The 23175-nt window shown below is 68.1% G+C and carries 26 protein-coding genes; 9 read left to right on the forward strand and 17 right to left on the reverse strand.

All coding sequences use genetic code 11. The annotated features are described in order from the left end of the window. Window positions 1–14 precede the first annotated feature (14 nt). Window positions 15–1067, reverse strand: coding sequence for a glycoside hydrolase family 43 protein (locus tag G406_RS44900; protein ID WP_084215810.1), 1053 nt, complete (start codon window positions 1065–1067; stop codon window positions 15–17). Between the two features lie 43 nt (window positions 1068–1110). After that, the gene (locus G406_RS0106230) at window positions 1111–1854 is read right to left on the reverse strand and encodes a FadR/GntR family transcriptional regulator (protein WP_245607024.1); all 744 of its coding nucleotides are present in this window, start codon (window positions 1852–1854) and stop codon (window positions 1111–1113) included. A 116-nt stretch (window positions 1855–1970) separates the two neighbouring features. Between G406_RS0106230 and eat the strand changes: the two genes are divergently transcribed. Then, the gene (gene eat, locus G406_RS44905; RefSeq protein ID WP_051341716.1) at window positions 1971–3455 is read left to right on the forward strand and encodes an ethanolamine permease; all 1485 of its coding nucleotides are present in this window, start codon (window positions 1971–1973) and stop codon (window positions 3453–3455) included. 80 nt (window positions 3456–3535) lie between these two features. Here eat and G406_RS44910 read toward each other — a convergent pair whose 3' ends face one another. Genes G406_RS44910 through G406_RS0106255 form a run of 4 tightly spaced genes read right to left on the reverse strand, consistent with a single transcriptional unit; the run spans window position 3536 to window position 7733 of the window. Continuing rightward, window positions 3536–4741: an ABC transporter ATP-binding protein gene (locus G406_RS44910; protein WP_051341717.1), complete on the reverse strand. Its 1206-nt coding sequence runs from the start codon at window positions 4739–4741 to the stop codon at window positions 3536–3538. A 6-nt stretch (window positions 4742–4747) separates the two neighbouring features. Further along, the gene (locus G406_RS0106245; protein ID WP_028933179.1) at window positions 4748–5575 is read right to left on the reverse strand and encodes a carbohydrate ABC transporter permease; all 828 of its coding nucleotides are present in this window, start codon (window positions 5573–5575) and stop codon (window positions 4748–4750) included. After that, window positions 5572–6471 (reverse strand): carbohydrate ABC transporter permease, encoded by a 900-nt coding sequence (locus tag G406_RS0106250; protein WP_028933180.1) that lies wholly within the window; start codon window positions 6469–6471, stop codon window positions 5572–5574. The genes G406_RS0106245 and G406_RS0106250 overlap by 4 nt, the downstream gene beginning before the upstream one ends. Beyond that, on the reverse strand, window positions 6468–7733 hold the full coding sequence (locus G406_RS0106255; RefSeq protein WP_211241051.1) for an extracellular solute-binding protein: 1266 nt from the start codon (window positions 7731–7733) through the stop codon (window positions 6468–6470). Before G406_RS0106255 ends, G406_RS0106250 begins: the two co-directional genes overlap by 4 nt. Before the next feature lie 211 nt (window positions 7734–7944). Here G406_RS0106255 and G406_RS0106260 point away from each other — a divergent pair, with 211 nt between their 5' ends. Beyond that, a complete protein-coding gene (locus tag G406_RS0106260; RefSeq protein WP_028933182.1) occupies window positions 7945–8691 on the forward strand; it encodes an HAD family hydrolase in 747 nt (248 codons plus the stop codon). Between the two features lie 2 nt (window positions 8692–8693). Here G406_RS0106260 and G406_RS0106265 read toward each other — a convergent pair whose 3' ends face one another. Next, the gene (locus tag G406_RS0106265) at window positions 8694–9080 is read right to left on the reverse strand and encodes a RidA family protein (RefSeq protein WP_028933183.1); all 387 of its coding nucleotides are present in this window, start codon (window positions 9078–9080) and stop codon (window positions 8694–8696) included. A gap of 71 nt (window positions 9081–9151) precedes the next feature. Here G406_RS0106265 and G406_RS0106270 point away from each other — a divergent pair, with 71 nt between their 5' ends. After that, window positions 9152–10060: a LysR family transcriptional regulator gene (locus G406_RS0106270; protein WP_028933184.1), complete on the forward strand. Its 909-nt coding sequence runs from the start codon at window positions 9152–9154 to the stop codon at window positions 10058–10060. A 14-nt stretch (window positions 10061–10074) separates the two neighbouring features. On the opposite strand, the gene dmpG is transcribed toward G406_RS0106270, so the two are convergent. Both dmpG and G406_RS0106280 read right to left on the reverse strand, forming a co-directional pair. Next, window positions 10075–11124, reverse strand: coding sequence for a 4-hydroxy-2-oxovalerate aldolase (dmpG, locus tag G406_RS0106275; RefSeq protein ID WP_028933185.1), 1050 nt, complete (start codon window positions 11122–11124; stop codon window positions 10075–10077). Further along, the gene (locus tag G406_RS0106280; protein WP_028933186.1) at window positions 11121–12026 is read right to left on the reverse strand and encodes an acetaldehyde dehydrogenase (acetylating); all 906 of its coding nucleotides are present in this window, start codon (window positions 12024–12026) and stop codon (window positions 11121–11123) included. The genes dmpG and G406_RS0106280 overlap by 4 nt, the downstream gene beginning before the upstream one ends. 90 nt (window positions 12027–12116) lie before the next feature. Here G406_RS0106280 and G406_RS0106285 point away from each other — a divergent pair, with 90 nt between their 5' ends. The 4 genes from G406_RS0106285 to G406_RS0106305 all read left to right on the forward strand — a co-directional run bounded on the left by G406_RS0106285 (window position 12117) and on the right by G406_RS0106305 (window position 14514). Further along, complete coding sequence (locus G406_RS0106285; RefSeq protein ID WP_028933187.1) at window positions 12117–12875, forward strand: IclR family transcriptional regulator; 759 nt, start codon at window positions 12117–12119, stop codon at window positions 12873–12875. 254 nt (window positions 12876–13129) lie between these two features. Next, window positions 13130–13393, forward strand: coding sequence for a hypothetical protein (locus G406_RS53685; protein ID WP_156934703.1), 264 nt, complete (start codon window positions 13130–13132; stop codon window positions 13391–13393). A 620-nt stretch (window positions 13394–14013) separates the two neighbouring features. After that, complete coding sequence (locus tag G406_RS56505) at window positions 14014–14178, forward strand: hypothetical protein (protein WP_156934704.1); 165 nt, start codon at window positions 14014–14016, stop codon at window positions 14176–14178. 18 nt (window positions 14179–14196) lie between these two features. Continuing rightward, window positions 14197–14514 (forward strand): VOC family protein, encoded by a 318-nt coding sequence (locus G406_RS0106305; RefSeq protein WP_028933190.1) that lies wholly within the window; start codon window positions 14197–14199, stop codon window positions 14512–14514. Here G406_RS0106305 and G406_RS0106310 read toward each other — a convergent pair. Genes G406_RS0106310 through G406_RS0106320 form a run of 3 tightly spaced genes read right to left on the reverse strand, consistent with a single transcriptional unit; the run spans window position 14508 to window position 16659 of the window. Further along, entirely contained in the window at window positions 14508–15248 is a 741-nt protein-coding gene (locus tag G406_RS0106310) for an SDR family NAD(P)-dependent oxidoreductase (RefSeq protein ID WP_028933191.1), read from the reverse strand. The genes G406_RS0106305 and G406_RS0106310 overlap by 7 nt on opposite strands. A gap of 22 nt (window positions 15249–15270) precedes the next feature. Then, window positions 15271–16011 (reverse strand): HlyD family secretion protein, encoded by a 741-nt coding sequence (locus G406_RS0106315; protein WP_051341718.1) that lies wholly within the window; start codon window positions 16009–16011, stop codon window positions 15271–15273. 51 nt (window positions 16012–16062) lie between these two features. After that, on the reverse strand, window positions 16063–16659 hold the full coding sequence (locus tag G406_RS0106320; protein WP_028933193.1) for a TetR/AcrR family transcriptional regulator: 597 nt from the start codon (window positions 16657–16659) through the stop codon (window positions 16063–16065). A gap of 79 nt (window positions 16660–16738) precedes the next feature. On the opposite strand from G406_RS0106320, the gene G406_RS0106325 reads away from it, so the two are divergent. Beyond that, window positions 16739–17602, forward strand: coding sequence for an alpha/beta fold hydrolase (locus G406_RS0106325; protein WP_028933194.1), 864 nt, complete (start codon window positions 16739–16741; stop codon window positions 17600–17602). Here G406_RS0106325 and G406_RS44920 read toward each other — a convergent pair whose 3' ends face one another. After that, complete coding sequence (locus G406_RS44920) at window positions 17603–18403, reverse strand: PIG-L deacetylase family protein (RefSeq protein WP_051341719.1); 801 nt, start codon at window positions 18401–18403, stop codon at window positions 17603–17605. A 246-nt stretch (window positions 18404–18649) separates the two neighbouring features. Between G406_RS44920 and G406_RS57730 the strand changes: the two genes are divergently transcribed. Continuing rightward, window positions 18650–18904 (forward strand): DUF3099 domain-containing protein, encoded by a 255-nt coding sequence (locus G406_RS57730; protein ID WP_169736630.1) that lies wholly within the window; start codon window positions 18650–18652, stop codon window positions 18902–18904. A 15-nt stretch (window positions 18905–18919) separates the two neighbouring features. Here the strand turns inward: G406_RS57730 and G406_RS0106340 are convergent, their stop codons facing one another. The 4 genes from G406_RS0106340 to G406_RS44935 form a co-directional block, all read right to left on the reverse strand. Next, entirely contained in the window at window positions 18920–19573 is a 654-nt protein-coding gene (locus tag G406_RS0106340) for a thiaminase II/PqqC family protein (protein ID WP_028933195.1), read from the reverse strand. A 70-nt stretch (window positions 19574–19643) separates the two neighbouring features. Further along, window positions 19644–20627, reverse strand: a complete 984-nt coding sequence (locus G406_RS44930; protein WP_084215812.1) for an ABC transporter permease — start codon at window positions 20625–20627, stop codon at window positions 19644–19646. After that, a complete protein-coding gene (locus G406_RS0106350) occupies window positions 20624–21634 on the reverse strand; it encodes an ABC transporter permease (RefSeq protein WP_037075422.1) in 1011 nt (336 codons plus the stop codon). Before G406_RS0106350 ends, G406_RS44930 begins: the two co-directional genes overlap by 4 nt. After that, window positions 21631–23175 (reverse strand): sugar ABC transporter ATP-binding protein, encoded by a 1545-nt coding sequence (locus tag G406_RS44935; protein WP_037075423.1) that lies wholly within the window; start codon window positions 23173–23175, stop codon window positions 21631–21633. The genes G406_RS0106350 and G406_RS44935 overlap by 4 nt, the downstream gene beginning before the upstream one ends.

Here is a 23175-nt window from a genome sequence, read left to right on the forward strand (position 1 = left end):
TCCACCGCCGTCGGTCAGTCCGGTTGCGGAAGATGGACGACCGGCGCTCCCTCGGCGTCCCAGGTGAGACCGGCGACGAGCATGCTGCGCTGGTACGGGCCGGTGAATGCGTGGAACACCAGAGAGCTCGGGTCGCGTGCCGGCAACAGGCTCTGCCCGCCGGGACTGATGAACTCGACACCGATGTCCTTGGATGTCAATAGTGCACCAGGATGTTTCTCGAACTTTCCATCGAGGGTCGGCGCCGTCGCGTAATTGACGAAATAGCTTCCGTTGTTGTATGCGTTGCCGGAGTAGAACAGTACGTACTTTCCGAGACGCTTCGTCAGCGTCGGCGCTTCCACGATGGACGCTTCTTCCGGCCGATCGGCCTGGATCAATGCTTTCGGGCAACCGACCAGCGTCAGCCCGTCGGTGGATATTCCCTGCAACCAGATCGTGCTACCCGCCCAGCCGTTGGCGTACAGCAGATAATGTGACCCGTCGTCGTCGACGAAGATGCTGGGATCGTTCGTGTCGTGCGTCTCGGGTACGCAGATCAACGGTTGGGGCGCGGCATCGAACGGCCCGGCCGGTGACGTGGCCACCGCTGTTCCGATGCAGTGCACGTTCTGCCGGGTCGCCGGCGCGGTGAAGTACAACAGGTAGGTGCCGTCGTTCCGGTCGACCACCTCGGGAGCCCAGATGTCGGTGTGACCTGCCCCGTCGCGCAACGTCCAGGCCGGCGGCCTCGGCATCGCGTCGCCGAGCGCGGACCAGCTGCCCTGTGGGCTGTCGGCGCGCTGGACCGGCACGTGCCAGATGTGGTCGCCGTAGCCGCTCTGCGTCGAGTAGGCGTAGTAGCCACCCTCGGCCTGAATGACCATCGGATCGGGAAAGTCGTGGGTAATGGCTATTCGAATTCTTGGACCCGAGAATACTGAGAGTCCGGCTAGAATCACGAGCGCTGCCGATGCCGTTCTTATCGACCACCATCGAACACGGCGGGTGAGCGGGTTCTGAGTTCTACCGATGATCGTTGCCGGAGTATCGGCGACGTCCATACGGTCACGAGTGGCCAGTTCCATTGGACGCCAATGTAACTGATCGGTCAGCGATCAGGCAAAGAACTCAGCTCAGGAATCCACGGAGCAGGGCAGCTGTTCCGGCAAGATGTTCCGCCATCAGGCGGTGTGCCGCTGTTGCATCGCCGGCCAGGATGGCGGCCACGATGTGCGCGTGTTGTTCGTCGGAATGCTTGATGTTCTGTTCGAGCAGTGGTATTCCGTCCAGCAGTTCGTTCATCTGCATCCGGATATCGGCGACCATGCTGGTCAGGGACGCCACCCCCGCGACCTCCGCGATGGCCAGGTGCAGGCGCGAGTCCAGCCGTCGGTAGTCGGGGAGGCTCGCCGCTGTGGTCTCGGCCAGTCGCTGCTGCAGGTGGGCGCGTTCCTCGGCGCTGGACAGGCGGCGGGCCGCGGTTTCGGCGGCACCGCACTCGAGCACGTGTCGCAGGGTCAGGCGGTCCTCCAGCTCGGCCCCGAGCGTCCGCGCCAGTGAGCGCACATCCCGATGGTCGGCCCCGGGGTGTGGGTGAGTGACGAACGAGCCGCCGTAACGACCGCGCCGTGACTGGACGTATCCGGCCTGCTGCAACGAACGGATCGCCTCACGCAGCGTCACCCGGCTGACGTCGAGGCGCGCGGCCAGCTCCCGCTCGGGAGGTAGCCGCTCGCCCGGGGCGATGAGACCGAGCTTGATGGCCTGCAGCAGCCGTTCGATGGTCTCCTCGAAGACGTTGGCCCGCACCGGGCGGAACAGGGCGTCACCGGCGCGTTCGCTCAGCGCGGTCACCCCTCGGGTCACCTCCACCCGGCCTCCTCATCACGCAACTTGTCCGGAGTACTTGACGCGGCGCCACCGAACCTCGACTCTATCCCAATTATCTTATGGACTGGTCTATGACCAATTGGAAGCAGGGAGCGACCATGGTCAGGCACGGCGGACGCGACAGCCAGGAACCCGGGCAGCAGGCGAGCCAGCGCGGCGTCGAGTACCACCAGGTCCAGTCGGACTACCTGCGCCAACGTGAGCTGAAACGGGGAGCCGCCGGGTGGGTGCTGCTCGCCGGGCTCGGTGTCGCCTACGTGGTGTCCGGTGACTTCGCGGGCTGGAACTTCGGTCTCGCCCAGGGCGGCTGGGGCGGCCTGGCCATCGCCTCGCTGCTCGTCGCGACGATGTACACCTGCATGGTCTTCGGCCTCGCGGAGCTCGCCACCGCGATGCCGGTGGCGGGCGCCGGCTACGGGTTCGCGCGCCGGGCACTCGGCCCCTTCGGAGGTTTCGCCACCGGTACCGCGATCCTGATCGAGTACGCGATCGCGCCCGCCGCGATCGCGGTGTTCATCGGCGGCTACGTCGAGTCGCTCGGGCTCTTCGGGCTGACCAGCGGCTGGCCGGTCTACCTCGCGTGCTACCTGATCTTCGTCGGGATCCACCTGTGGGGCGTCGGCGAGGCCCTCAAGGTGATGCTGGCGATTACCGTGATCGCGGTCGTGGCCCTGGTCGCGTTCGTCGTCGGCATGGTGCCGAAGTTCGAGTTCGCGCACCTGTTCGACATCGCACCCACCGACGCCTTCGGCGCGAGCACGTTCCTGCCGTTCGGGATCGCCGGCGTACTGGCGGCGCTGGTGTACGGGATCTGGTTCTTCCTCGCCGTCGAAGGCGTCCCACTGGCGGCAGAGGAAGCGCGCGATCCCAAGCGGGACATGCCGCGCGGCATCCTCGGTGCGCTGGCGGTACTGCTCGTGTTCGCGGCGCTGATGCTGTTCATCGGTCCCGGCGCGGCGGGCGCCTCGGCGATGAAGAGCCTGGACAACCCGCTTCCCCAGGCGATCCGGCTGGCGTTCGGCACCGACACCTGGCTCGCCCAGTTCGTCAACTACGTCGGGCTGGCCGGTCTCGTCGCCAGCTTCTTCTCGATCATCTACGCCTATTCGCGGATGCTCTTCGCGCTGTCGCGTGCCGGTTACCTGCCTCGGCGGTTGTCGGTGACCGGACGGCGCAAGACGCCGTACCTCGCGCTGATCGTGCCGGCGACGATCGGTTTCATCCTCGCCTCCGTCACCAAGAACGGCGCGCTGCTGATCAACATCGCGGTGTTCGGAGCGACGGTCTCGTACGTACTGATGATGGTCTCGCACATCGTGCTCCGGGTCCGCGAACCCGGACTCGACCGCCCGTACCGGACCCCTGGCGGCGTGGTGACGACCGGGGTGGCCCTGGTACTCGCCTCGGCGGCGGTCGTCGCGACGTTCATCGTCGACCCGTTGGCGGCAGCGATCACCGCCGGGGTGTTCGTGGTGGCCCTCGGCTACTTCTGGTTCTACAGCCGTCACCACCTCGTGGCGAACGCCCCGGAGGAGGAGTTCGCCGCGATCGCCCGCGCGGAGGCGGAGCTGGCGGGCGACTGACGCGACCGATCGCGGGAGTACGGGCGACCCCCGCCCGCGAGTCGGTGCTCTCAGCACACCGAGCGGGGATTCTCAGCACCTCACGGTGTGCCGAGGCGCCCGACTCGGTGTGCCGAGGGTCCCGACTCGCGGGTGAGGTTCTCGCCGGTGCGCGGGTCGAACAGGTGGATGCGCGTGGGGTCCAGCCACAGGGTCGCCTGTTCACCTCCCCGGACCTGGCTCGTCGGGTCGAGCGAGACGCACATCTGGGTGCGCAGGCGCTCACCGTCCAGCTCGGACTCCAGCTCCGCCAGCTGTCGCGCGATGTCCTCCGGCGCGTCGTAGGGGACGAATGCGTACTGCTCGTTGCCCAGCCACTCGGTGACGTCGATCCCGGCGGTGAAGGTCAGACCGCGGTCCCGCTTGGCGGGCTCGACCAGCGCCGCGTCCTCGAAATGGCCGGGGCGGACACCCGCGACCAGCACCGTCCGGTCGCCGATCCCGTCCTTCCACTCGGGCCGGACGGGAACGGTCAGCAGCGGTAGCCGCAGCTCGTCGCCGTGTACCGCGACCGGGAGGAAGTTCATCGGCGGAGATCCGATGAACCCGGCGACGAACAGGTTGACCGGCTGCTCGTACAGTTCGCGCGGGCTCGCCACCTGCTGCAGCTCGCCCTTGCGCATGACCGCCACGCGGTCACCCAGGGTCATCGCCTCGGTCTGGTCGTGCGTCACGTAGACCGTCGTGACACCGAGCTTGCGCTGCAGGCGCAGGATCTCGGTGCGCATCTGACCCCGGAGCTTGGCGTCCAGGTTGGACAGCGGCTCGTCGAACAGGAACGCATCGGCGTCACGGACGATGGCACGGCCCATCGCCACCCGTTGACGCTGGCCGCCGGAGAGCTGTGCCGGCTTGCGCCCCAGATGCTCGCGCAGCTCCAGGGTGTCGGCGGCCGATTCGACGAGCTCGGTGATGCGTTCCTCGGGTTCGGTGCCGCGCAGCCGCAGCGGGAACGCGATGTTCTCGAACACGCTCAGGTGCGGGTACAGCGCGTAGTTCTGGAACACCATCGCCAGGTTGCGGTCGCGCGGCGCCTTGTCGTTCACCCTGACACCGCCGATGAGCAGGTCGCCGTCGGTGATGTCCTCCAGCCCCACGATCATCCGCAGCAGGGTGGACTTCCCGCAGCCGGAGGGCCCGACCAGGATCATGAACTCGCCGTCGGAGATCTCCAGGCTCACGTCGTTGACCGCCGGGTAGCCGTCCCGGTAGCGCTTGACGACGTTCTTGATCGTGATGTCAGCCATGACGGGTCAGCCCTTCACTGCGCCGGCGGTCAGGCCGGCAACGATTCTGCGCTGGAACAGCAGCACGAGAATCACGACGGGAATCGTGACGGTGACCGAGGCGGCCATCACGTAGGGAACCGGCGACTCGAACCGTGAGGCGCCCTGGAAGAACGCGAGCGCGGCGGGGACGGTGCGCGCGCGGTCGGTCGAGGTCAACGAGATCGAGAAGAGGAAGTCGTTCCAGCAGAAGAAGAATGTCAGGATCGCGGTGGTGAACACCCCGGGAGCGGCCAGCGGCACGATGACCTTGCGGAACGCCTGCCAGGGAGTGGCGCCGTCGACCTGCGCGGCCTGCTCCATCTCCCACGGGATCTGACGGAAGAACGCGGACATCGTCCAGATCGACAACGGCAGCGCGAACGTCAGGTACGGGATGATCAGGCCCAGCCAGGTGTTGTAGATGCCGAGCCCGCGCCACATGTCGAACAGCGGCCCGACCAGTGCGGCCTGCGGGAAGGTCGCGATGCCGAGCGCGAGCGAGAGCAGCGGCTTCCTGCCGGGGAAGTCGAGCCGGGCGATCGCGTAGGCGGCGAACATCGCCACGACCACCGCGAGCACGGTCGCGATGATCGAGATGCCGATCGAGTTCAGCAGCGCTCTGGTGAACAGCGAGGTGCTGAACACGGTGGCGAAGTTGTCGACCGTCCAGCTCGTCGGCAGGAAGGTCGGGCTGCCGGACACGATGTCCGAGGGTGGTTTGAACGCCAGGCTCACCATCCAGGCGAGCGGGAAGAAGCTGTAGACCACGATGACGACACCGCCGACGGTCCACCACCGGCTGTCCCGGCTCATCGGTCGCCTCGCGCCTGTGAGAGGTCGGTCCTGAAGCCCTTGACGAACAGCGTCGCGATGAGCAGAACCGACAGGAAGAGCAGTACCGAGACAGCCGAGCCCATTCCGAGGTTGACCAGCGTGACGTTCTGGCGATAGGCCAGGAACGAGATCGTCTCGGTGTTGTTCGCGCCGTTCGTCATGACGAACGGGTTGTCGAAGATTCGCCATGCGTCCAATGTCCGGAACAGCAGCGCGACCATGATCGCGGCCTTCATGTTGGGCAGCGTGACCTTCCGCAGACGCTGCCATGCGCTCGCGCCGTCCACCTTCGCCGCCTCCTGGAGCTCCTCGGGCACCTGGACGAGCCCGGCGAGCAGGAGCAGCGAGATGAATGGTGTGGTCTTCCAGATCTCGGACACGGCGATCACGAACAGCGCGGAGGACCGCTGCCCGAACCAGTTGAAGTCGCCAAGGCCGAACCACTGGTTCACGAAGCCGGAGTCGAGGGTGAAGCCGTAGCGCCAGACGAACGCCGAGACGACGGTGACGATCCCGTAGGGGATGAGGATCGCGGTCCGTACCGGGCCTCGGCCGGTGACCACCCGGAACATGACGTAGGCGAGGACGAACCCGAGCACCAGCTCGGCGGCGACCGTCACCACCGTGATGATCAGGGTGGTTCCGAGGTCGCTCCACCACAGCGGGTCGCCCAGGATCGTCAGATAGTTGCCGAGCCCGACGAACCGGCGCGCGTCCGGGTCGGTGAGCCGGTAGTTGAACAGTGACAGGACGATCGCGTAGATCAGGGGATACGCCGCCACCAGCAGCATGATCAGGAACGACGGCCCGGCGAGGCACCAGCCCAGCCTGCGCTCGTGCTCCGCCCGGTCGGTGCGGTGTCGGAGCGTCCTCACAGCAGCCGCCTTCCACTGAGCACGTCGGCCATGAAGGCGTCGGTCGATGCGGGCGTCCGGTCGGTCACCGACGCGGGTGGATGCCAGGTGTTGAGGACCGAGCCCGCGACCTCGACGTAGTACGGGGTGTTGGGACGGGGCCCGCCTGCCTCGATCGAGTCCCGGATGAGGTCGGCGTTGGGGTAGAGGGCACGGACCCTCGGGTCCTCGAACGCGGCGGCGTAGGGCGAGGGGTCCCCTTCAGCGAGCATGAACTCGGTCGTACTGGCGAGCGAGGTGGCGCACTGCACCAGTGCGACGGCAGACGCTGCCTTTTCCGAGTACGCGCCCACCGCGAGGTTGGCGCCGCCCAGCGGTGGCTTGCTCGGGCGGTCGGCGGTCACCCTCGGATACGGGGCCCAGCCGATGTCGTCGACGACGGAACGCGGCAACGACCCCTTCTCCGCCGCGGTGCGCGCCGCGGTGAGAACGTACGGCCAGTTCACCATGAACATGCCCTGGTCGGACTGGAACACCGCGCGACCCGTCTCCTCCTGTGCGACCGAGAGGTTCGCCGGCGCGGCGGACGAGCGTGCGAGCTCGCCCACGATGCGCGCTGCCTGGTGCCCGGCCGGGCCGTCCACTGCCGGCCGAGCGGCGGAGCCGGCGGCGAGATCGTCGACGAGGTGTCCGCCCGCCGACTCGACCAGCGCGTTGATCCAGACCAGATAGCCCTCGTACCGGTCACCCTGGACGGCGATCCGCTTACCCTGCCCGGTCGCGGCGGTGAGCATGTCGTCCCAGGTGAAGCCCGGGGTGTTCGGATCGACCCCGGCCGCGGCGACGGCCGACCTGCGGAACCACAGCAGCTGCGTGTTCGTCTTCAACGGCGCCGCGTACAGCACGTCCTTCCAGTACGCCGTACTCATCGGGGCGGCCATCTTGCCCGCCGCGATCGAGGCGGTCTCCCCGGAGGTGAACGGTCGTAGGAAACCGGCGTTGGCGAACTCGGCGGTCAGGACCACGTCGAGGCTGACGACGTCGATCGACGAGTCCTCGGCCGCGAGCCGCCGCACCAGCTGTTCGCGTTGCTGGGTCGAGTCGTTCGGCAGCATCTCGACCGCTACCCGGTAGGCGCCGTGCGACTCGTCGGCACACTGGCGGGCGATCGTCGCCTGGGCTCCGTTGTCCGGCACCGTGTACCAGGTCAGGAGAGGCGGCCCGGTCGCCACCGCGCCGCATCCGGCGAGCGCAAGGCAGCCGCTGAGGCCGAGAACCACCACTATCGAGTTGCGTCGTCGCGATCTGGATCGATACAGCGATAGCGACACGGGTCACCAACCTCCATTGGCCGTGGAACCGAGTTGACCTCTACCGTGCCACAGGGTGATCGGCTACATCCAGCGACAAGCCGTGCGCCCGGGGTCACCGGCGCCAAGTTGTGCAGAGCAGAATCAGCTGGACAAGACCGCGCGCGATCCGAAGAGGCGATGAATGACCACGTTGGTCGTGTTCGACATCGACGGCACTCTGCTGAACAGCGTCGAGCAGCACCACCAGGCGTTCGAGGATGCGTTGGCCGACCTGGAGCTGACGGCGCCCGGCTCGGGATGGGGTGAGTACACGCACCACACGGACTCGTGGATCTTCCGCGAGCTGTTCCGGCGTGATCGGGGCAGAACACCGACCCGGCTCGAGACGGATCGTTTCGCCCGCGCGCTCCTCGACCGGTACACCGCGATCACCGCGACGGCACCGCCGCCGGAGATTCAGGGCGCCTCGACCTTCCTCGCCGCTCTCGACGACTCGGCGGACCACCGGATCGCCTACGCGACCGGCGGCATGCGCGAGGTCGCGGTGCGGAAGCTCGCGACGGTGGCTCCCTCGGACGACTCCGCTGTCGTGGCCACCGCGAGCGAGCACACCTTCCGTGAACACGTCGTGCGGGATGCGATCGATCGCGCCGGGGGAGACCGCGCGCCGAAGCGGATCATCGCGGTCGGCGACGGCACCTGGGATGTCCGGGCGGCGGTCGCGCTGGACATCGAGTTCATCGGCATCGGCGACTCACCCCAGGTGTTCGGCCCGTGGTTCCCCCGAACACATCTGGCCGCGTCCTTCGACGAGATCGACCTGACCCGGAGCTACACACTGAGACCGCCCTCGGGCTCCGTCCCGCCCGAACCGGGGCGTGACACCCGGTTCGTGGGGGACTCGGGAGACTGCCCCTGCTGGGACTGACGTCAGAGGCGTCGCCGCGCGTACACCTCGATCTCGATCTTCATGCGCGGATCGGCCAGGCCGCACACGAGCATCGTCGCGGCGGGTTGCACCGAACCGAACCGCGCGCGCAGCACCGGCCAGCAGGGCTGGAAATCCTCCCGCTCCGGGAGCAGGTAGCGGACCCGGTACACCTCGGCGACGGTGCACCCCGCTTCGGTCAGCGCGCTCTCGATGTTGCGCAGGCATTGCTCGGCCTGTTCGACGACGTCGTCGGAGATCGTCATCGTCGCGTAGTCGTATCCGGTCGTCCCCGAGACGTGGACCCATTCGCCGTCGACCACCGCTCTGGCGTAGCCGATCTCGGTCTCGAAGGTCGACCCACTCACTATCGCGTATCGCTCGTGCATGGGAGAACGCTAGGAAACCAGCTGGCATACGTCCAATACCTGAAGTGACGCGGCATGATATCTCTTCGAATATGACTCGGCCTGAACTCGCGCTCCACCAGCTCCACGCCTTCGTGGTGCTGGCCGAGGAGCTGCACTTCGGGCGCGCAGCTCAGCGGCTCGGGATCGCGCAACCGCCGCTGAGCCAGCAGATCCAACGGCTCGAGACGAAGGTCGGCCATGCGCTGTTCGACCGCGGTCCCGGACGGGTCGTACTCACCGCGACGGGGCGCGAGTTGTTGCCGGCCGCGCGCCGAGCCCTTCAGGAGCTGGATCGAGGCCTGGATGCCGCTCGGCGGATCGGGACCGGGGCGAGCGGGCGGCTGCGGGTCGGGTTCGCCGCGTCACTCGCACTCACCGTGTTGCCCGGTCTGCTGCGCGCCTACCGGGCCGACAACCCCGACGTCGTCCTGGAGATCGAGGAGATGACCACCGCTCCACAGCTGGCCGCCCTGCGCGACCGGAGGATCGACATCGGGCTGCTCCGCGAGCCGCCTGCCGAGCCCGGCTTGTGCACCGAGCCGCTCCTGACCGAGAAGTTCGTCGCGGTGCTTCCCGTCGCCCACCGACTCGCGTCACTACGACGGGTTCCGGTGACGGCACTCGCCGACGAACCGTTCGTCCTGTTGCCCCGTCACGTCGGTCCCACGGTGCACGACCGCATCGTGACGGTGTGCCGGGACGCCGGCTTCGAGCCGAGGGTCGCTCAGCACGCCGTGGAGTGGCAGACGGTCTGTGCGCTGGTCGAGGCCGGGTTCGGGGTGTCGCTGGCGCCCGCGAGCATTCGCAGGATCCGGCTCAGGGGAGTCGTGTGCCGCGGCGTCGAGCCGGAGTCGGCGCGTACCACGGTGTCGGTGTGCTGGCGCGACGCCGATCCCGACCCGCTGGTGGACCGGTTCCTCGCCAGAGCTCGCTCCACGATCACCACGGGCCCGCGGTGATCGTGGAGACGTCGCTATCGCGGTGACGCGGCCGCTCGCTCGGCGGACAGCTGGATCGCCACGTCGATGATCATGTCTTCCTGACCTCCGACGTAGCCGAGCTCGCCGCAGCGGCGCAGGATCTCGTGCGCGGGCACCTTGTAGCGCTCGGCCGCGCGCTCGGCGTGGAGCAGGAACGACGAGTACACGCCGGCCCAGCCCTGCACGATCGCGTTCCGGTCCATCTTCGGCCAGCGGTTGAGGTAGGGCCGCACGACCTCCTCCGCGGCGTCGAGCAGGGCGAGGACGTCGAGGCCGGTGTCGATCTCCAGACGGTCGAAGACCGCCGCGAGTACCTCGGTGGGGGAGTTGCCGGAGCCCGCGCCCAACGCGCACAGTGACCCGTCGATGTAGCGCACACCGGCTTCGTAGGCGAGCACCGAGTTGGCGACGCCCATGCTCAGGTTCTGGTGACCGTGGTAACCGACCCACGCCTCGTCGCCGACCTCCGCGACCAGCGCCTCGAACCGGGCCTTCGCCTCGTGCATGAGCAGAGCACCCGCCGAGTCGGTGACATACGGCGCCTGACAACCGGCGTCGACCATGATTCGCGCCTGCTTCGCCAGGTTCTCCGGCGGCGTCCGGTGAGCCATCATCAGGAAGCCCACGGTCTCCATGCCCAGGTCACGCGCGGCGGCGAAGTGCTGCGGCGAGACGTCGGCCTCTGTGCAGTGGGTGGCGACCCTCACCATGTCGGCGCCGGCGTCGCGGGCGCGCTTCAGGTCATCGACGGTGCCGATGCCCGGCACCAGCAGTACCGCGATCTTGGCCTGGCGGGCCTCCTCGCGCGCGGCGGCGATCAACGTCATCTCATCGGTGTGTGAGAAGCCGTAGTTGAACGAGCTGCCGCCCAGCCCGTCACCGTGCGTGACTTCGATGACCTCGACGCCCGCCGCGTCCAGCGCGCGGACCGTGTCTCGCACCTGGGTCTCGGTGAACTGATGCGCCATCGCGTGCGAGCCGTCGCGCAGGGTCGTGTCGGTGATCCGGACGTCGTGCTTCAGCTCGGGCCGTGTGCTGCTCATACCTGTGCTCCCAGCATGTTCTCCGCCATCAGCTCGCCGACCCTGGCGGCGGCCGCCGTCATGATGTCCAGGTTGCCCGCGTACTCGGGCAGGTAGTCGCCGTTGCCCTTGACCTCGAGGAACACCGCGACGCGACCGTGGCCGTCCCATGATTCCTGCGGTTCGTCGAACTGTGGTTCGGCGCGCAACGTGTAGCCGGGCACGTACTCCCGCACCTCGTCGATCATGTCGTGGACCGAGCGGATGATCGCCGCGCGGTCGGCGTCGGCCGGGATCATGCAGAACACCGTGTCCCGCATGATCATCGGCGGTTCGACCGGGTTGAGGATGATGATGGCCTTGCCGCGCGCGGCACCACCGACTTCCTCCACGGCGCGGGCGGTGGTCTGGGTGAACTCGTCGATGTTGGCCCGGGTACCGGGTCCGGCCGAGCGGGACGCGACCGACGCGACGATCTCGGCGTAGGGCACCGGGCACACCCGGGACACCGCGTGCACCATCGGGATGGTGGCCTGGCCGCCGCAGGTGATCATCGAGACGTTCGGGGCCGTCAGGTGGTCACGCAGGTTGACCGGCGGGCACACCATCGGGCCGAGATGCGCGGGGGTCAGGTCGACCGCCTGGATACCGGCCTCGGCGTAGCGCGGGGCATTGGCGGCATGGGCGGCGGCCGACGTGGCCTCGAACACGATGCCGGGAAGGGGGTCCTGGCGCAACAGCCAGTCGACCCCTTCGGCGGATGCCGTGATGCCCTGTGCGCGGGCCCTGGCCAGGCCGTCGGACTCCACGACCCCGACCATGTACGCGACGTCGATCAGTGCGCTGCCGCGCAGCTTCGCCAGCAGGTCGGTCCCGATGTTGCCCGGACCGACGATCGCGGCGGTCACCTTCTTCGATGGCATGCCGAGCACTGTGGCACCGAGGCCGATCGGTCGGGAAGGATGGCGTTTCACTCATCGAAACGCCTGCGGCGAAACGCGAGGAACACCCGGATGACGGTCGAGCCCCCGAACTCAGTGCTCGCTCGCGCGTTCACGCTGCTGTCCGCGTTCCAGCCCGGCGATGCGGAGCTGACGCTCGCCGAGCTGTGCCGACGTACCTCCATCCCGAAACCGACCGCCCACCGGTTGCTCGCGGAGCTGGCCACCTGGGACGTCATCGAGCGGACACCGACCGGGCTTCGGCTGGGCATGCGGCTGTTCGAGCTGGGTCAGCTGGCACCGCGTCAGCGCGGGCTGCGCGAGGCGGCGGCACCGTATCTCGCCGACCTGTTCGAGGCGACCCACGAGACGGTGCACCTGGCCATCCTGGACGGTGCCGAGGTCGTCTACCTGCAGAAGTTCGACGCCAAGGCAGGCCCGGCGGTCCCGTCCCGGATCGGCGGCCGGATGCCGGCGCACTGCACCGGCGTGGGTAAGGCGATGCTGGCGTTCTCGCCTCGGGCGCGGCTGGAACAGGTACTCGCGGCCGGTCTGACCCGTAGGACACCTCGCACGGTGATCGCGCCCGGACTGCTGGAGCGGGAGCTGGCCACGATCCGGCAGCGGGGAGTCGCCGAGGAGCACGAGGAGTCGGGCGTCGGCATCGCGTGTGTCGCCGCGCCCGTGCTGGACGCCTCAGGTGTCGCGGTGGCCGCGATCTCGATCACCGGATGGGTACACCGAGTGGACACGACTCGCTTCGCCCCGGCCGTCCGCACGGCAGCTCTTGGCCTGACCCGATCTCTACGCTCTTCGTATCAAGGGAAATAAGCCTACTCAATCGGATCAACTGACATGTCGTCCGAACGCAAATGATCCCAGATTGAGGACGTACCCTCGACAATCGTCGGGCAATCGTCTTAATGATGTGGTAGGCAGTCGATCCACTCGACCGGGGAACACACGGACAGGTGGATACCCGACCCATGAGAGGGCGATCTGTGGACAACCTGAGCAATGCGGACTAGACCTTGTGAAGCGGTTGAGGCGATAGGCGCCTCGGCTGAGGAAATTCGGGAGGAAATGTGAAGCGCAAGTACGGGCAGCGCGTAGCCATCGCGGTTGCGGCAATCGCCATGGGTACCGCTGGGTTCGCCGGCACCGCGTTCGCACATGGCCACGATGACGTGAACGGCAACGGCGGCGCTGGCGGCTCGGGCGGCAAGGCCAACGCCAACTGCCTCATCCCGGTCGGCGTCTCGGCCGGGGTGGTCGGCCAGGGCGGCGACAACGCTCAGTGCAACGCGGCCGGTGGCGCTGGTGGCTCCGGTGGGGACGGCGTCAACTAGGAGTCGTCAGAACCTGATTCAATAGTGCGGGCCCCCGGATGTGTCGGGGGCCCGCACTATTGCTGTGCGGGGCCTTCCTCGCTAGGACGGAGCGTGTGATGCGGAGCAGGCAGGTCCGTGGGCGCCTGTCGCTTGCGCTGCTGTCTCTGCTGTTCGTCGCCGTCACGATCGCCTCGGGCCGGCCGGCGGCCGAACATGAGCCGGCCTCCTCGGCCGGGCTGCTCTCCGCGTGGCGGTCTCCCGCTGACGTGACGGCCTCGTGGAGCCCGCCCGCGCTGGTGGTCATTCATGAACCCCATGGGTCGGCGTGGTCGCTACCCTCGGTGACCGGCGCCTCGGCAGGTGAGCGGACCGGCGAGCCGAGGCCGGACTGTCGATTCGGGACCGACCGGCCGTCTCCGCTGAATGACGCCGGCGCGCGTTGCTTTCGCGAAAGAGCTCCACCTGACTTCGAGCTGTGAATTAAGGACGTCAAGTCCATTCACTCTTCCGGTCATCACATCCCGACTCCGTCACTGACGGTCCGGGGTGCGGTGCCGGTACACGGCCGACCCCGAACATGAGACCGGGTCGACCGACGCTCATTCTTGGCCTTACGGCCCGAACGTCAGGGGTTACTTGTGATTTTCTTTCTGGCACTGATTATTGTCGCGACCATTGCCAGTGTCGGCCTGCTCATCGCAATGTTCGTTCGTAATGACTGCCTGCACGGCGTGTGGGGCATTATCGGCTTGTGCCTCACCGGGATGGCCGGTGCCGCATATGGGATGTTGAGCAGCCTCTGAGTGTGCTGTGCTGTTCTCATGACGGCTTCTTCCGCCGGGGTCGGCACGACCCTCCTGGTGATCTATACCGAGTCCCTGGACCAGTGCCGGGCGTTCTATCAGGGTCTGGGCCTGTGCTTCGTCGGCGAGCAGCACGGTGCCGGGCCGCGCCACTGGGCGGCGGTTCTGGCGGGCGGCATGGTGCTCGAGCTGTACCCGGCCACCACGGATCGCGTGACGCGACACGTCCGGCTGGGCTTCTCGGTGCCGGCCTCCGCTCCTGATCCGCCGCTCCCGGTCGGCCGCCATCTACGGACCGATCCCGACGGTCGCACAGTGGAGGTCGAGGTTCACTGACGGAGGTTGAGTCCGCCGTCCAGCACGATGACCTCGCCGGTGAGGTAGGTGTTCGCGACCAGTGAGGCGACGAGGTCGGCGACGTCGTCCGGCCGCGCCGGACGCCTCATCGGCGCCGTCTCCACCCATCGTCGCCTGAGCTCGGTCCAGTCGCGGGTCATCGGTGTGTCGACGAGTCCAGGTGCCACCGCGTTGACCCGGACCGCGGGTCCGAGTGCCGCGGCGAGCAGCTTGGTCACATGGTTCAGCGCCGCCTTGCTCGCCGCGTACGGGATCGAGGAGCCCTTTGGGCGGACACCGGCCCAGCTGGTGACGTTCACGATGCTGCCGCCACCGGGACGCGGTGAGTCGCGCAGCGCGGGGAGCGCCGAGGTGCACAACAGCCAGGGCGCGATGAGGTTGACGTCCAGCAGCCGTCGCCAGTCGGCAGCCGACGCGGCGGCGAGGTCGTCGTGCGGGATCGGCCGGCTGATGCCCGCGTTGTTCACCAGGACGTCGAGTTGTCCGTACTCGTCGAGCACGCGTGGAACGACGCCGTCGACGGCCGAGTCGTCGGCGAGGTCGGCCTGCAGGTAGAGCCCGCCGAGCTCGTCCGCGATGGCCAGTCCGGCCTCCCGGCTGGCACGGGAGTGCACGACCACCCTGAATCCGTCCCGGGCGAACCGGCGGACGATCGCCTCGCCGATTCCCGAGGTCGAACCGGTGACCAGAGCAACGGGGCGGTCGGCGCGCACCGCACGATCGTGGCAGAGGGCCTCAGCGGCGATGGATGTGGACCGTGACGTTCATACCGGGAGCGAGTGCGATCCCGTCGGTGTTGGTGAACTCGATCTTCACCGGCACGTACTGGTCGACCTTCTGCGGGTTCGACGGATCCGTGCTGGTGCCGGGGAAGATGGTGAACTCGCTCGCCGCGGCACCCTGGATGTTCTGCACGACGCCGGTGACCGGAACACCGGGGAACGCGTCGACACTGATGTCGACCTTCTCACCGGTGTGAACGTCGGCGATGTCGGTGTCCTCGACCCTGGCGGTGACGTAGATCTTGCTGAAGTCGTACGCGGTGGCCAGCTCGGTTCCGCCGTCGACGTAGGCGCCGTTCACCGCGTTGTCGACCGCGACCGTGCCGTTGCCCGGCGACCTGACGACCTTCTCCGGCTGGGCACCGCTGCCCAGCCCCTGCACACGTCCGACGATCTGGTTGGTGTGCACCTCGGAGCCCTGGTTGATCGTCCAGTCCACGAGGTTTCCGGTTGCCGGCGCGTTGATCGCGATCTTGTCGCCGTCGACCTGCGCGTTGTCGGTCGTCACGTAATGCCGGGAGTAGAGCAGGTACGTCGAGCCGAACGCGATGCCTTCGAGGACCGTCACGACGATGACGACCACGAGCGCGATCCGGCTGGAGCGCCGGAGGCGGTGTCGACGACCGTCGGCGGGCGGGTGGGCGAGCCCCTGCTCAGAAGGTCCCTCGAGCGTGGCGCTGTTCGACCCGGGCATGTCTCCTCCAGACCCGACGGTTATTAGTACACATAACGAATTATACGCTCGTCATGAGATGTCGGCCTGCCGTCCGATCGCCGAGCGGGCAAGCTCGACGATCGCCCGCCCTGCCGTGTGCAGGGGTTCCGGGTCGCGACTCGCGCGACTGAGCACGAATGCACCTTCGAGGAGCATGATCATCGAACGGGCAAGGTCCCGAGCGAGGCGGCGGTCGGTGATCCACCGGCCGAACCACTCGGTTCCCGCCGTCACCCAGCCTTCGAACACGTCGGCGGTCGCGATTCGCAGCGTCTCGTTGCTGCTCGCGACCTCGAGCGCGAGCGTCGCTATCGGGCAGGCATCGGCGTAGTCGGTGGCCACGAGGCTCTCCGCCGCGGAGTCGAAGGCGTTGGCCAGCGACTCCAGGGGCTCCGGGACGCTGTTGAGCAACGTGAGCACCAGGTCCTGGTACGCCGCGCCCGAGGTGCGTACGGCGTCCTGTGCCAGCTGTTCCTTCCCGCCAGGGAAGAAGTGGTAGATCGAGCCGAACGGCGCCCCCGACTCGGTGGCGATGCGCTTGAGGCCGGTGGCCGAGTATCCGTCGCGCCGGAACAGCGTCGAGGCTGCGTCGCGGATTCGGGTCCGGGTGTCCGGAGGTGTCGTCATCGCTGCCGCTTTCTGTACTTGCTCGGTGGTTCCGCTCCGGTCTAGTCTAGATTAGAACGTTCTATCAAGGGAGGTCGAGATGCCGAGAATCGAACTGACCTCCGGACCCGTCGACTACCAGGACACCGGTGGAAACGGACCGGTCGTCGTTCTCGCGCACGGACTGCCCATGAACGAGACCCAGTGGCGGAAGGTCCTCCCGTTGTTGTCCGGGTACCGCTGTGTGCTGCCGACGCTCCCGCTCGGTGGTCACCGGACACCGATGCGGCCGGACGCCGATCTGAGCCAGCGTGGCGTGGCCCGTCTGCTGGGTGAGCTGATCGACCGGCTGGCGCTGCGTGATGTGACCCTGGTGCTCAACGACTGGGGCGGCGGCCAGTTCCTGGTGACCGAGGACGTCCCGGGCGCGGACCAGGTCGCCAGGCTCGTGCTGGTCGCGTGCGAGGCGTTCGACAACTTCCCGCCCGGTTCGGCCAAGAACATCGCCAAGGTGGCGAAGCTCCCCGGCGGTGTCTGGCTCCTGCTGCGGCTGCTGCGCGTGAGGGCCGTACGTCAGCACCCCCGGACGTACGGCGGACTGAGCCTGCTCGGAATCCCGGATGACGTTCTGACCGACTGGTTCGCGCCGGCCTGGGGGAGCCGCGCCATCCGGCGGGACTTCGCCAAGTTCGCCACGTCGGCGCCGGACGGCGACACGCTGTTGGCCTGGAGCGAGGAACTGCGCGGCTTCGATCGACCGGTGCTCGTGGTCTGGGCGACGCAGGACCCGCTCATGCCGCGCGAGCACGGACCGAGGCTTGCCCGGCTGTACCCCCAGGGGCGACTGGTGGAGATCGACGACTCGTCCACACTGGTCCCCGAGGACCAGCCGGAACGCCTCGCGGAGGTACTGACCTCGTTCCTCACCGAGACCGGCGCCGAGCCGGTCAGCCGTCGAAGGTGATCAACCGGTCGCGCCGGCGAGCACGTGCACGTCACTCAGCAGATCGAGCAGCCCGGTCGGCTCCTCACGCCGGAACCACTCGGTGCCGTACGCGTCCTGGAACACGGCCGCCGGCACGTCCGAATGCCCGATCTGGCTCGCGTGCGCGGTGATCGCCGAGTACTTCGCCGCGAGCTGCGTCTGGTTCCCGGTCACCGCCAGGGTGATCTCGGAGGTGCTCCGGCCGAAGTCGACGGCGGCGGCCGACGCGGCGCCGTGGACCAGGTGGCCACCCGGAGCGGCGGTGTTCAGATGGTCGCGGTCGACGGTCATGCGATAGCCGGTCGCGCCGCTCATGGTGGCGGCGGCGGACCCGATACGGAACGCGGCCTGATGGTCAGGATGTCCGTAGATGCCCTGTTCGTCGTCGTAGATGAGGGTGCCGGCGCCTTCCTGCTCGGCGATTCGGGCGATCCGCGCCGCCAGGGTGTGGGTATCGGCGTTGGCGAGTGCGCGCGGATGTGTCGCACTGCTCCAGCCGGGTAGTCCCGAGTCACGGCTGCTGAGAAGCTCCAACCGGGCGACGCCCAGCAGCGCGGCCGCGTGCTCGAGCTCGGCGATCCGCCGGTCGGAGATGCTCTCGCCGCGACCGAGCGGCACCCGGGACTCGCCGAGCTCACCGGAGGTGGCCATGACCAGGACGATTCGGGCTCCCGCGTCAGCAAGACGACGCAGCGTGATGCCGGTGAAGATGGCCTCGTCATCGGGATGTGCGTGCAGCGCGAGGACGGTGTGACCACGAAGATCCAGAGTGCTGAGCATGAGGTGATCGCAGACGTTCGGTCGGCCGGACGGCCGAGGTTGCCGGGGGCGTCAGATGCAGCGACAGCTGCGACAGCACCCCGGACAGCAACAACCCATGAGCGGGCTGCTGGTCCGGTCGATCACGCGCACAGTGTGCCAGTAGTAGTGACCCGGGCGCACGCCGGGTACCGCACAAGTGACGCAGGCCGCGGCACGCGCGGATTTGTACGACAATCGACGAGGCCACGAACGCCGAGGAGGACCGTGACAGCACGACGGTGGCGACGTCCGGACCCGCCGGTGATCACCTCCGCGGCGGAGTCGTTCGAACAGCAGCAGGCACGACGACGACACACCTACGTCGTGATCATGGTCGTGCACCTGGTCGGCTTCGCGCTGTCCTACCCGCTCTACCTGTGGCACCCGTGGGCAGGCGTGGTCATGGTCGTGGCGACGGGCGCACTGCCCTGGGTAGCGGTGGTGTTCGCCAACGACGGGCCGGCCCGCCGAGGCCGTTGAGGCGCCGTCTACGCATCAGGAGTGGTCGGCGAGGGTGTTCCAGAACATCAGCTCGTAGCTCTGGAACAGGCGCGCGTACTGGCGGGCTCGCGCCGGGTCGAGAGTTCTGGACTCGATGCCCACCCCGATCGCCTCGGCGGCGGCATCGGGTGGCAGTGGCGTGGCGAAGAAGTCGAAGAACGCGACCGCACCGGGTTCGAAACCGTAGTGGCGCCGCATACCGCCGGAGATCGCGGCGCAGTAGCGGCCCCACGCCGCGAAGTTCGCGGTCATCGCCACCGCGACCTCGGTCGGCTCGGCATTGAGCGCCAGCCAGGCGAAGTAGCTCGGGTAGGCCTGGCAGCCGGGCAGCGGCTCGTGGCCCCTGATGGCGGCCGTGTCGAGACCCACCGCGTCGACGAGGCCCCGAAGTGCGGCGAGCGCGTGCTCCTCACCGGTGGCGAGATCCGCGAAATAGTGCCGCACCGAGGGGTGTTCCGAGCGAGCCGCGAGATGGTGCAGGCTGCGCCAGTCGCTCGGCACGATCCGCAGTTGCTCGAGGGCCAGCAGGGTGAACACGGATCGGGATGCCGTTCCCGCCGCCACGAGCGGCGGCAACCTGTTCTGCTCGTCCCTGGGCGCCAGCTCGGCCTGTACCGAGTCGAGCAGCGCCAGCCCCGCGGCGGTCATGGTCCCCCGACGATCGTGTGAGTGGTGGTCAGCAACGATCATCGTGGGCGGCGGGCCAGGGCTCGGCAAGTCAATTGTCGGCGACCCTTCGGCGGCTGAGCACCGTCTGCAGGAGTACGACCACCGCCAGGAAAGCTCCATTGACCAGGTCCGACGCCGAGGAACCGTACTCCGACAGGTGCACGCCGATGAGGTTGAGCATGACGGCGAGCAGCAGGACCCCCGAGGCGGTACCGGTGATCGAGCCTGCACCGCCGGTCAGCAGAGTGCCTCCGATGATCACCGCCGCGATCGCGGTCAATTCGTAGCCGACCCCGATGTTGGTGACCCCGGACTGCAGCCGGGCGGCGTTGAGCATCCCCGCGCCGCCTGCCAGCAGGCCGGACATCGAGTAGACCAGCACGGTGGTCCGGGCGACCGGCACCCCCATCAGCACGGCGGCCTGCTCGTTGCCCCCGATCGCGAACAGCGCCTGCCCGAAACGGGTGCGCAACAACAGCACCGCGCCACCCGCGAACAGCACCACAGCGGTGAGGATAGGTGTCCAGGTGCCCCGGCCAAGGCCGAGGAACGGCGAATCGGGTGGGACCAGGTAGGTGGTCGCGCCCTCGCCGGACATCGCCTGCAGAAGTCCCCTGGCGAACAGCAGTCCGGCGAGCGTGACGATGAACGGTGCCAGCCGGGCGCGGGCGATGAGCAGACCGTGCACCGTGCCCAGGGCACCGCAGCAGACGAGCGGAACCACGACCGACACCAGTGTGCCGCCATGGTTGACGCCCCACGCCGCGAGCACCCCGCCGAGGGCGAACATCGAGCCGACGGACAGGTCGATGCCCCCGGAGATGATCACGAAGGTCATGCCCAGCGCGAGCAGCGACGTGTAGGCGTTGCCCACCAGGATGCTCTGGAAGTTGCCCTGATCGGCGAAACCGGGGGAGAGGAGGCAGGCGGCCACCACCACGATCGCCAGCACCACGGTGCTGCCGAGCTGCTGCACCCGGCCCAGAACGGCCCCGGAACGCCGGGTCGTCCGCTCGGCCGTCATCCCGGTCATCGGGCCGCCTTCCCGCGTGCCGCGTACACCGCGACCACGATGATCGCCGCCTCGATCATCTGCTCGAACGAGGACCGGACGTTGTGCTGGATCAAGGTCGCTTCGATCAGCTGCATGAACAGCGCACCCGCCGCCGTACCCCACACCCGTACCCGTCCGCCGGACAGCGACGTGCCCCCGACGACGACAGCGGTGATGGCGCTGAGCTCGTAGTCGAGCCCGTAGTTGGCCGGATCGGCGTAGCCGCCGTGCCCGACGATCAGCACGCCCGCGAACGCGGCGAGCACGCCGGAGATCACGTACACGGTGAGCAGCACCCGGCGGACCGGCAGCCCCGCCAGCGTGCTCGCCGCGCGGTTGTCACCGATCGCGGTCAGCTGTCTGCCGAAGGTCGTCCTGCGCACGACGAAGGCCACCCCGAGCACCAGGACCACGGCGATCCACGCCATCTCGGGAAGACCGAGCCAGCTGTCCAACCCGAGCCCGAGCAGCGCCGGATCCTGCACCGGTTTGGCGGTCGCACCGTTGAGGATGACCGACAGACCACGCAGCCCGATCATCAGCGCGAGCGTCGCGACGATCGGCTGCACACGCCCGAGCGCGACCATGCTCCCGCCGAGGACGCCGGACGCGGCGCCGCCGATGAGCGCGACGGCGACGGCGGGCCACGGCCCGTACCCCAGGTACAGCGGGATGAGAGCGGAGGCGAACGCGATCACCGCTCCGACAGACAGGTCGATGCCCTCGGTCCCGATCACCAGCGCCATACCCAATGCCACGATCAGAACCGGGACCGCTTGGAAGAGCTGGACGCGTAGGTTGTCCACGCTGAGGAAGTGCGGGGTGAGGATCGTGTTGACGACGACGAGAACCAGGATGGCGGCGTAGACGCCGTAATCCTGGAGCAGCGCGAGGACCTTGCCCCTCTCTAAGCGTCTCTCGCTCCTGTCCTCGCCGCCGGGTTCCGGTGCGGCGGTCACCGGTGGGGCGGTGTTCTCGGCGGTCACCCCGACCCCTCCTCCGGTGTGGCGGCCAGCGCGCTCATCAGCGCCGACTCGGTGACCTCGGGCCCGGTCAGCTCTCCGATCTGGCCACCGTCCTTCAACACGACGATCCGATCGGCACCCTCGATGAGCTCTTCGAGCTCGGAGGAGATCAGAACGACCGCGAGTCCCTCCGCGGCCAGCTCGTCGATCACCCCCTGGACCTCGGCCTTGGCGCCGACGTCGATGCCCCGCGTCGGCTCGTCCAGCAGCAGGATCTTCGGGTCGAGGCACAACCACCTGGCCAGCATCACCTTCTGCTGGTTGCCACCGGACAGCTCGCTGACCCGCTGGTCCGGACTCGACACCCGGATCCTCAGGCGTTCGATGAAGTATTCGACGATCTTGTCCTGCTTGGCGCGGTCGACGAGTCCGGCCCGGGAGATCCGGGGGAGTGCGGCGAGCACGATGTTCTCCCTGACCGAGAGGTTTGGGATGATCCCCTCGCTCTTGCGGTCCTCCGGGAGCAGTACGGCGCCTGCCCTGATGGCCGACGGAGTGGAGTTGCGCCGCAGCGGCACACCGTCGACGGCCACCTCACCGGACTCGGTGTGCAGCGCACCGACGATGGCCTTCGCGGTCTCGCTCCGACCGGCCCCCAGCAGGCCGCCCAGCCCGACGACCTCGCTCCTGCGTACGTCGAACGAGACGTCGTGGACCCGATGCCGGGCGGTGAGTCCTCGGACCCGCAGCACCGGGGTCTCGTCGCCCTCGTGTATCGGACGGTCCTCTGCGCCGAACGCGGTGGTGCCTTCCCGACGGACCTGTGCGATGTCGCGCCCGAGCATCAGCGAGATCAGGGCGAGCCGGTCCAGCTCGGACATCGCCGAGGTGCGCACGACGGCGCCGTCGCGCAGCACCGTGACCCGATCACAGATCCGGTACAGCTCGTCGAGCCGATGGCTGACGTACACGACCGCGATCCCGGCGCCGGTGAGCCGTTCGATCACACCGAACAGGGTCTCGACCTCGCGTTGCTCCAGCGAGGAGGTCGGCTCGTCCATCACCACGACACGGGCGTCGATCTGGACGGCCCTTGCGATCGCGACCATCTGCTGCGCGCCGAGGCCGAGGGAGCCCAACGGACGGGTCACGTCGACGTCCACGCCGTAGTCGCGCAGGATCTCGGCTGCCTCGCGGCGCATCCGCCGACCGTCGATCAGACCGAACCGGCGTGGCTCACGGTTGAGGAACAGATTGCGCGCGACGCTCATCAACGGGATGAGGTTGACCTCCTGGTAGATCGTCGACACCCCGGCGCGCTGCGCGTCGAGCGGGCTGCCGAACGACACCTCCTCGCCCCGGTAGCGCACCACGCCGGAGTCCGCCCGGTGGACACCCGTCGCGACCTTGATCAGTGTCGACTTCCCCGCGCCGTTCTCTCCGACGAGCGCGTGGACCTCACCGGGCAGCAGCTCGAAGGTCACCTCGCGCAGTGCCTGCACCCCGGGGAACCGCTTGGACACCCGCTCGACCCGCAGAACCGGGTCCACCGTCCTGGTCAT

Source organism: Actinospineispora spinosispora DSM 44797 (genome assembly GCF_000429025.1).
Classification (GTDB): Bacteria; Actinomycetota; Actinomycetes; order Mycobacteriales; family Pseudonocardiaceae; genus Pseudonocardia; species Pseudonocardia spinosispora.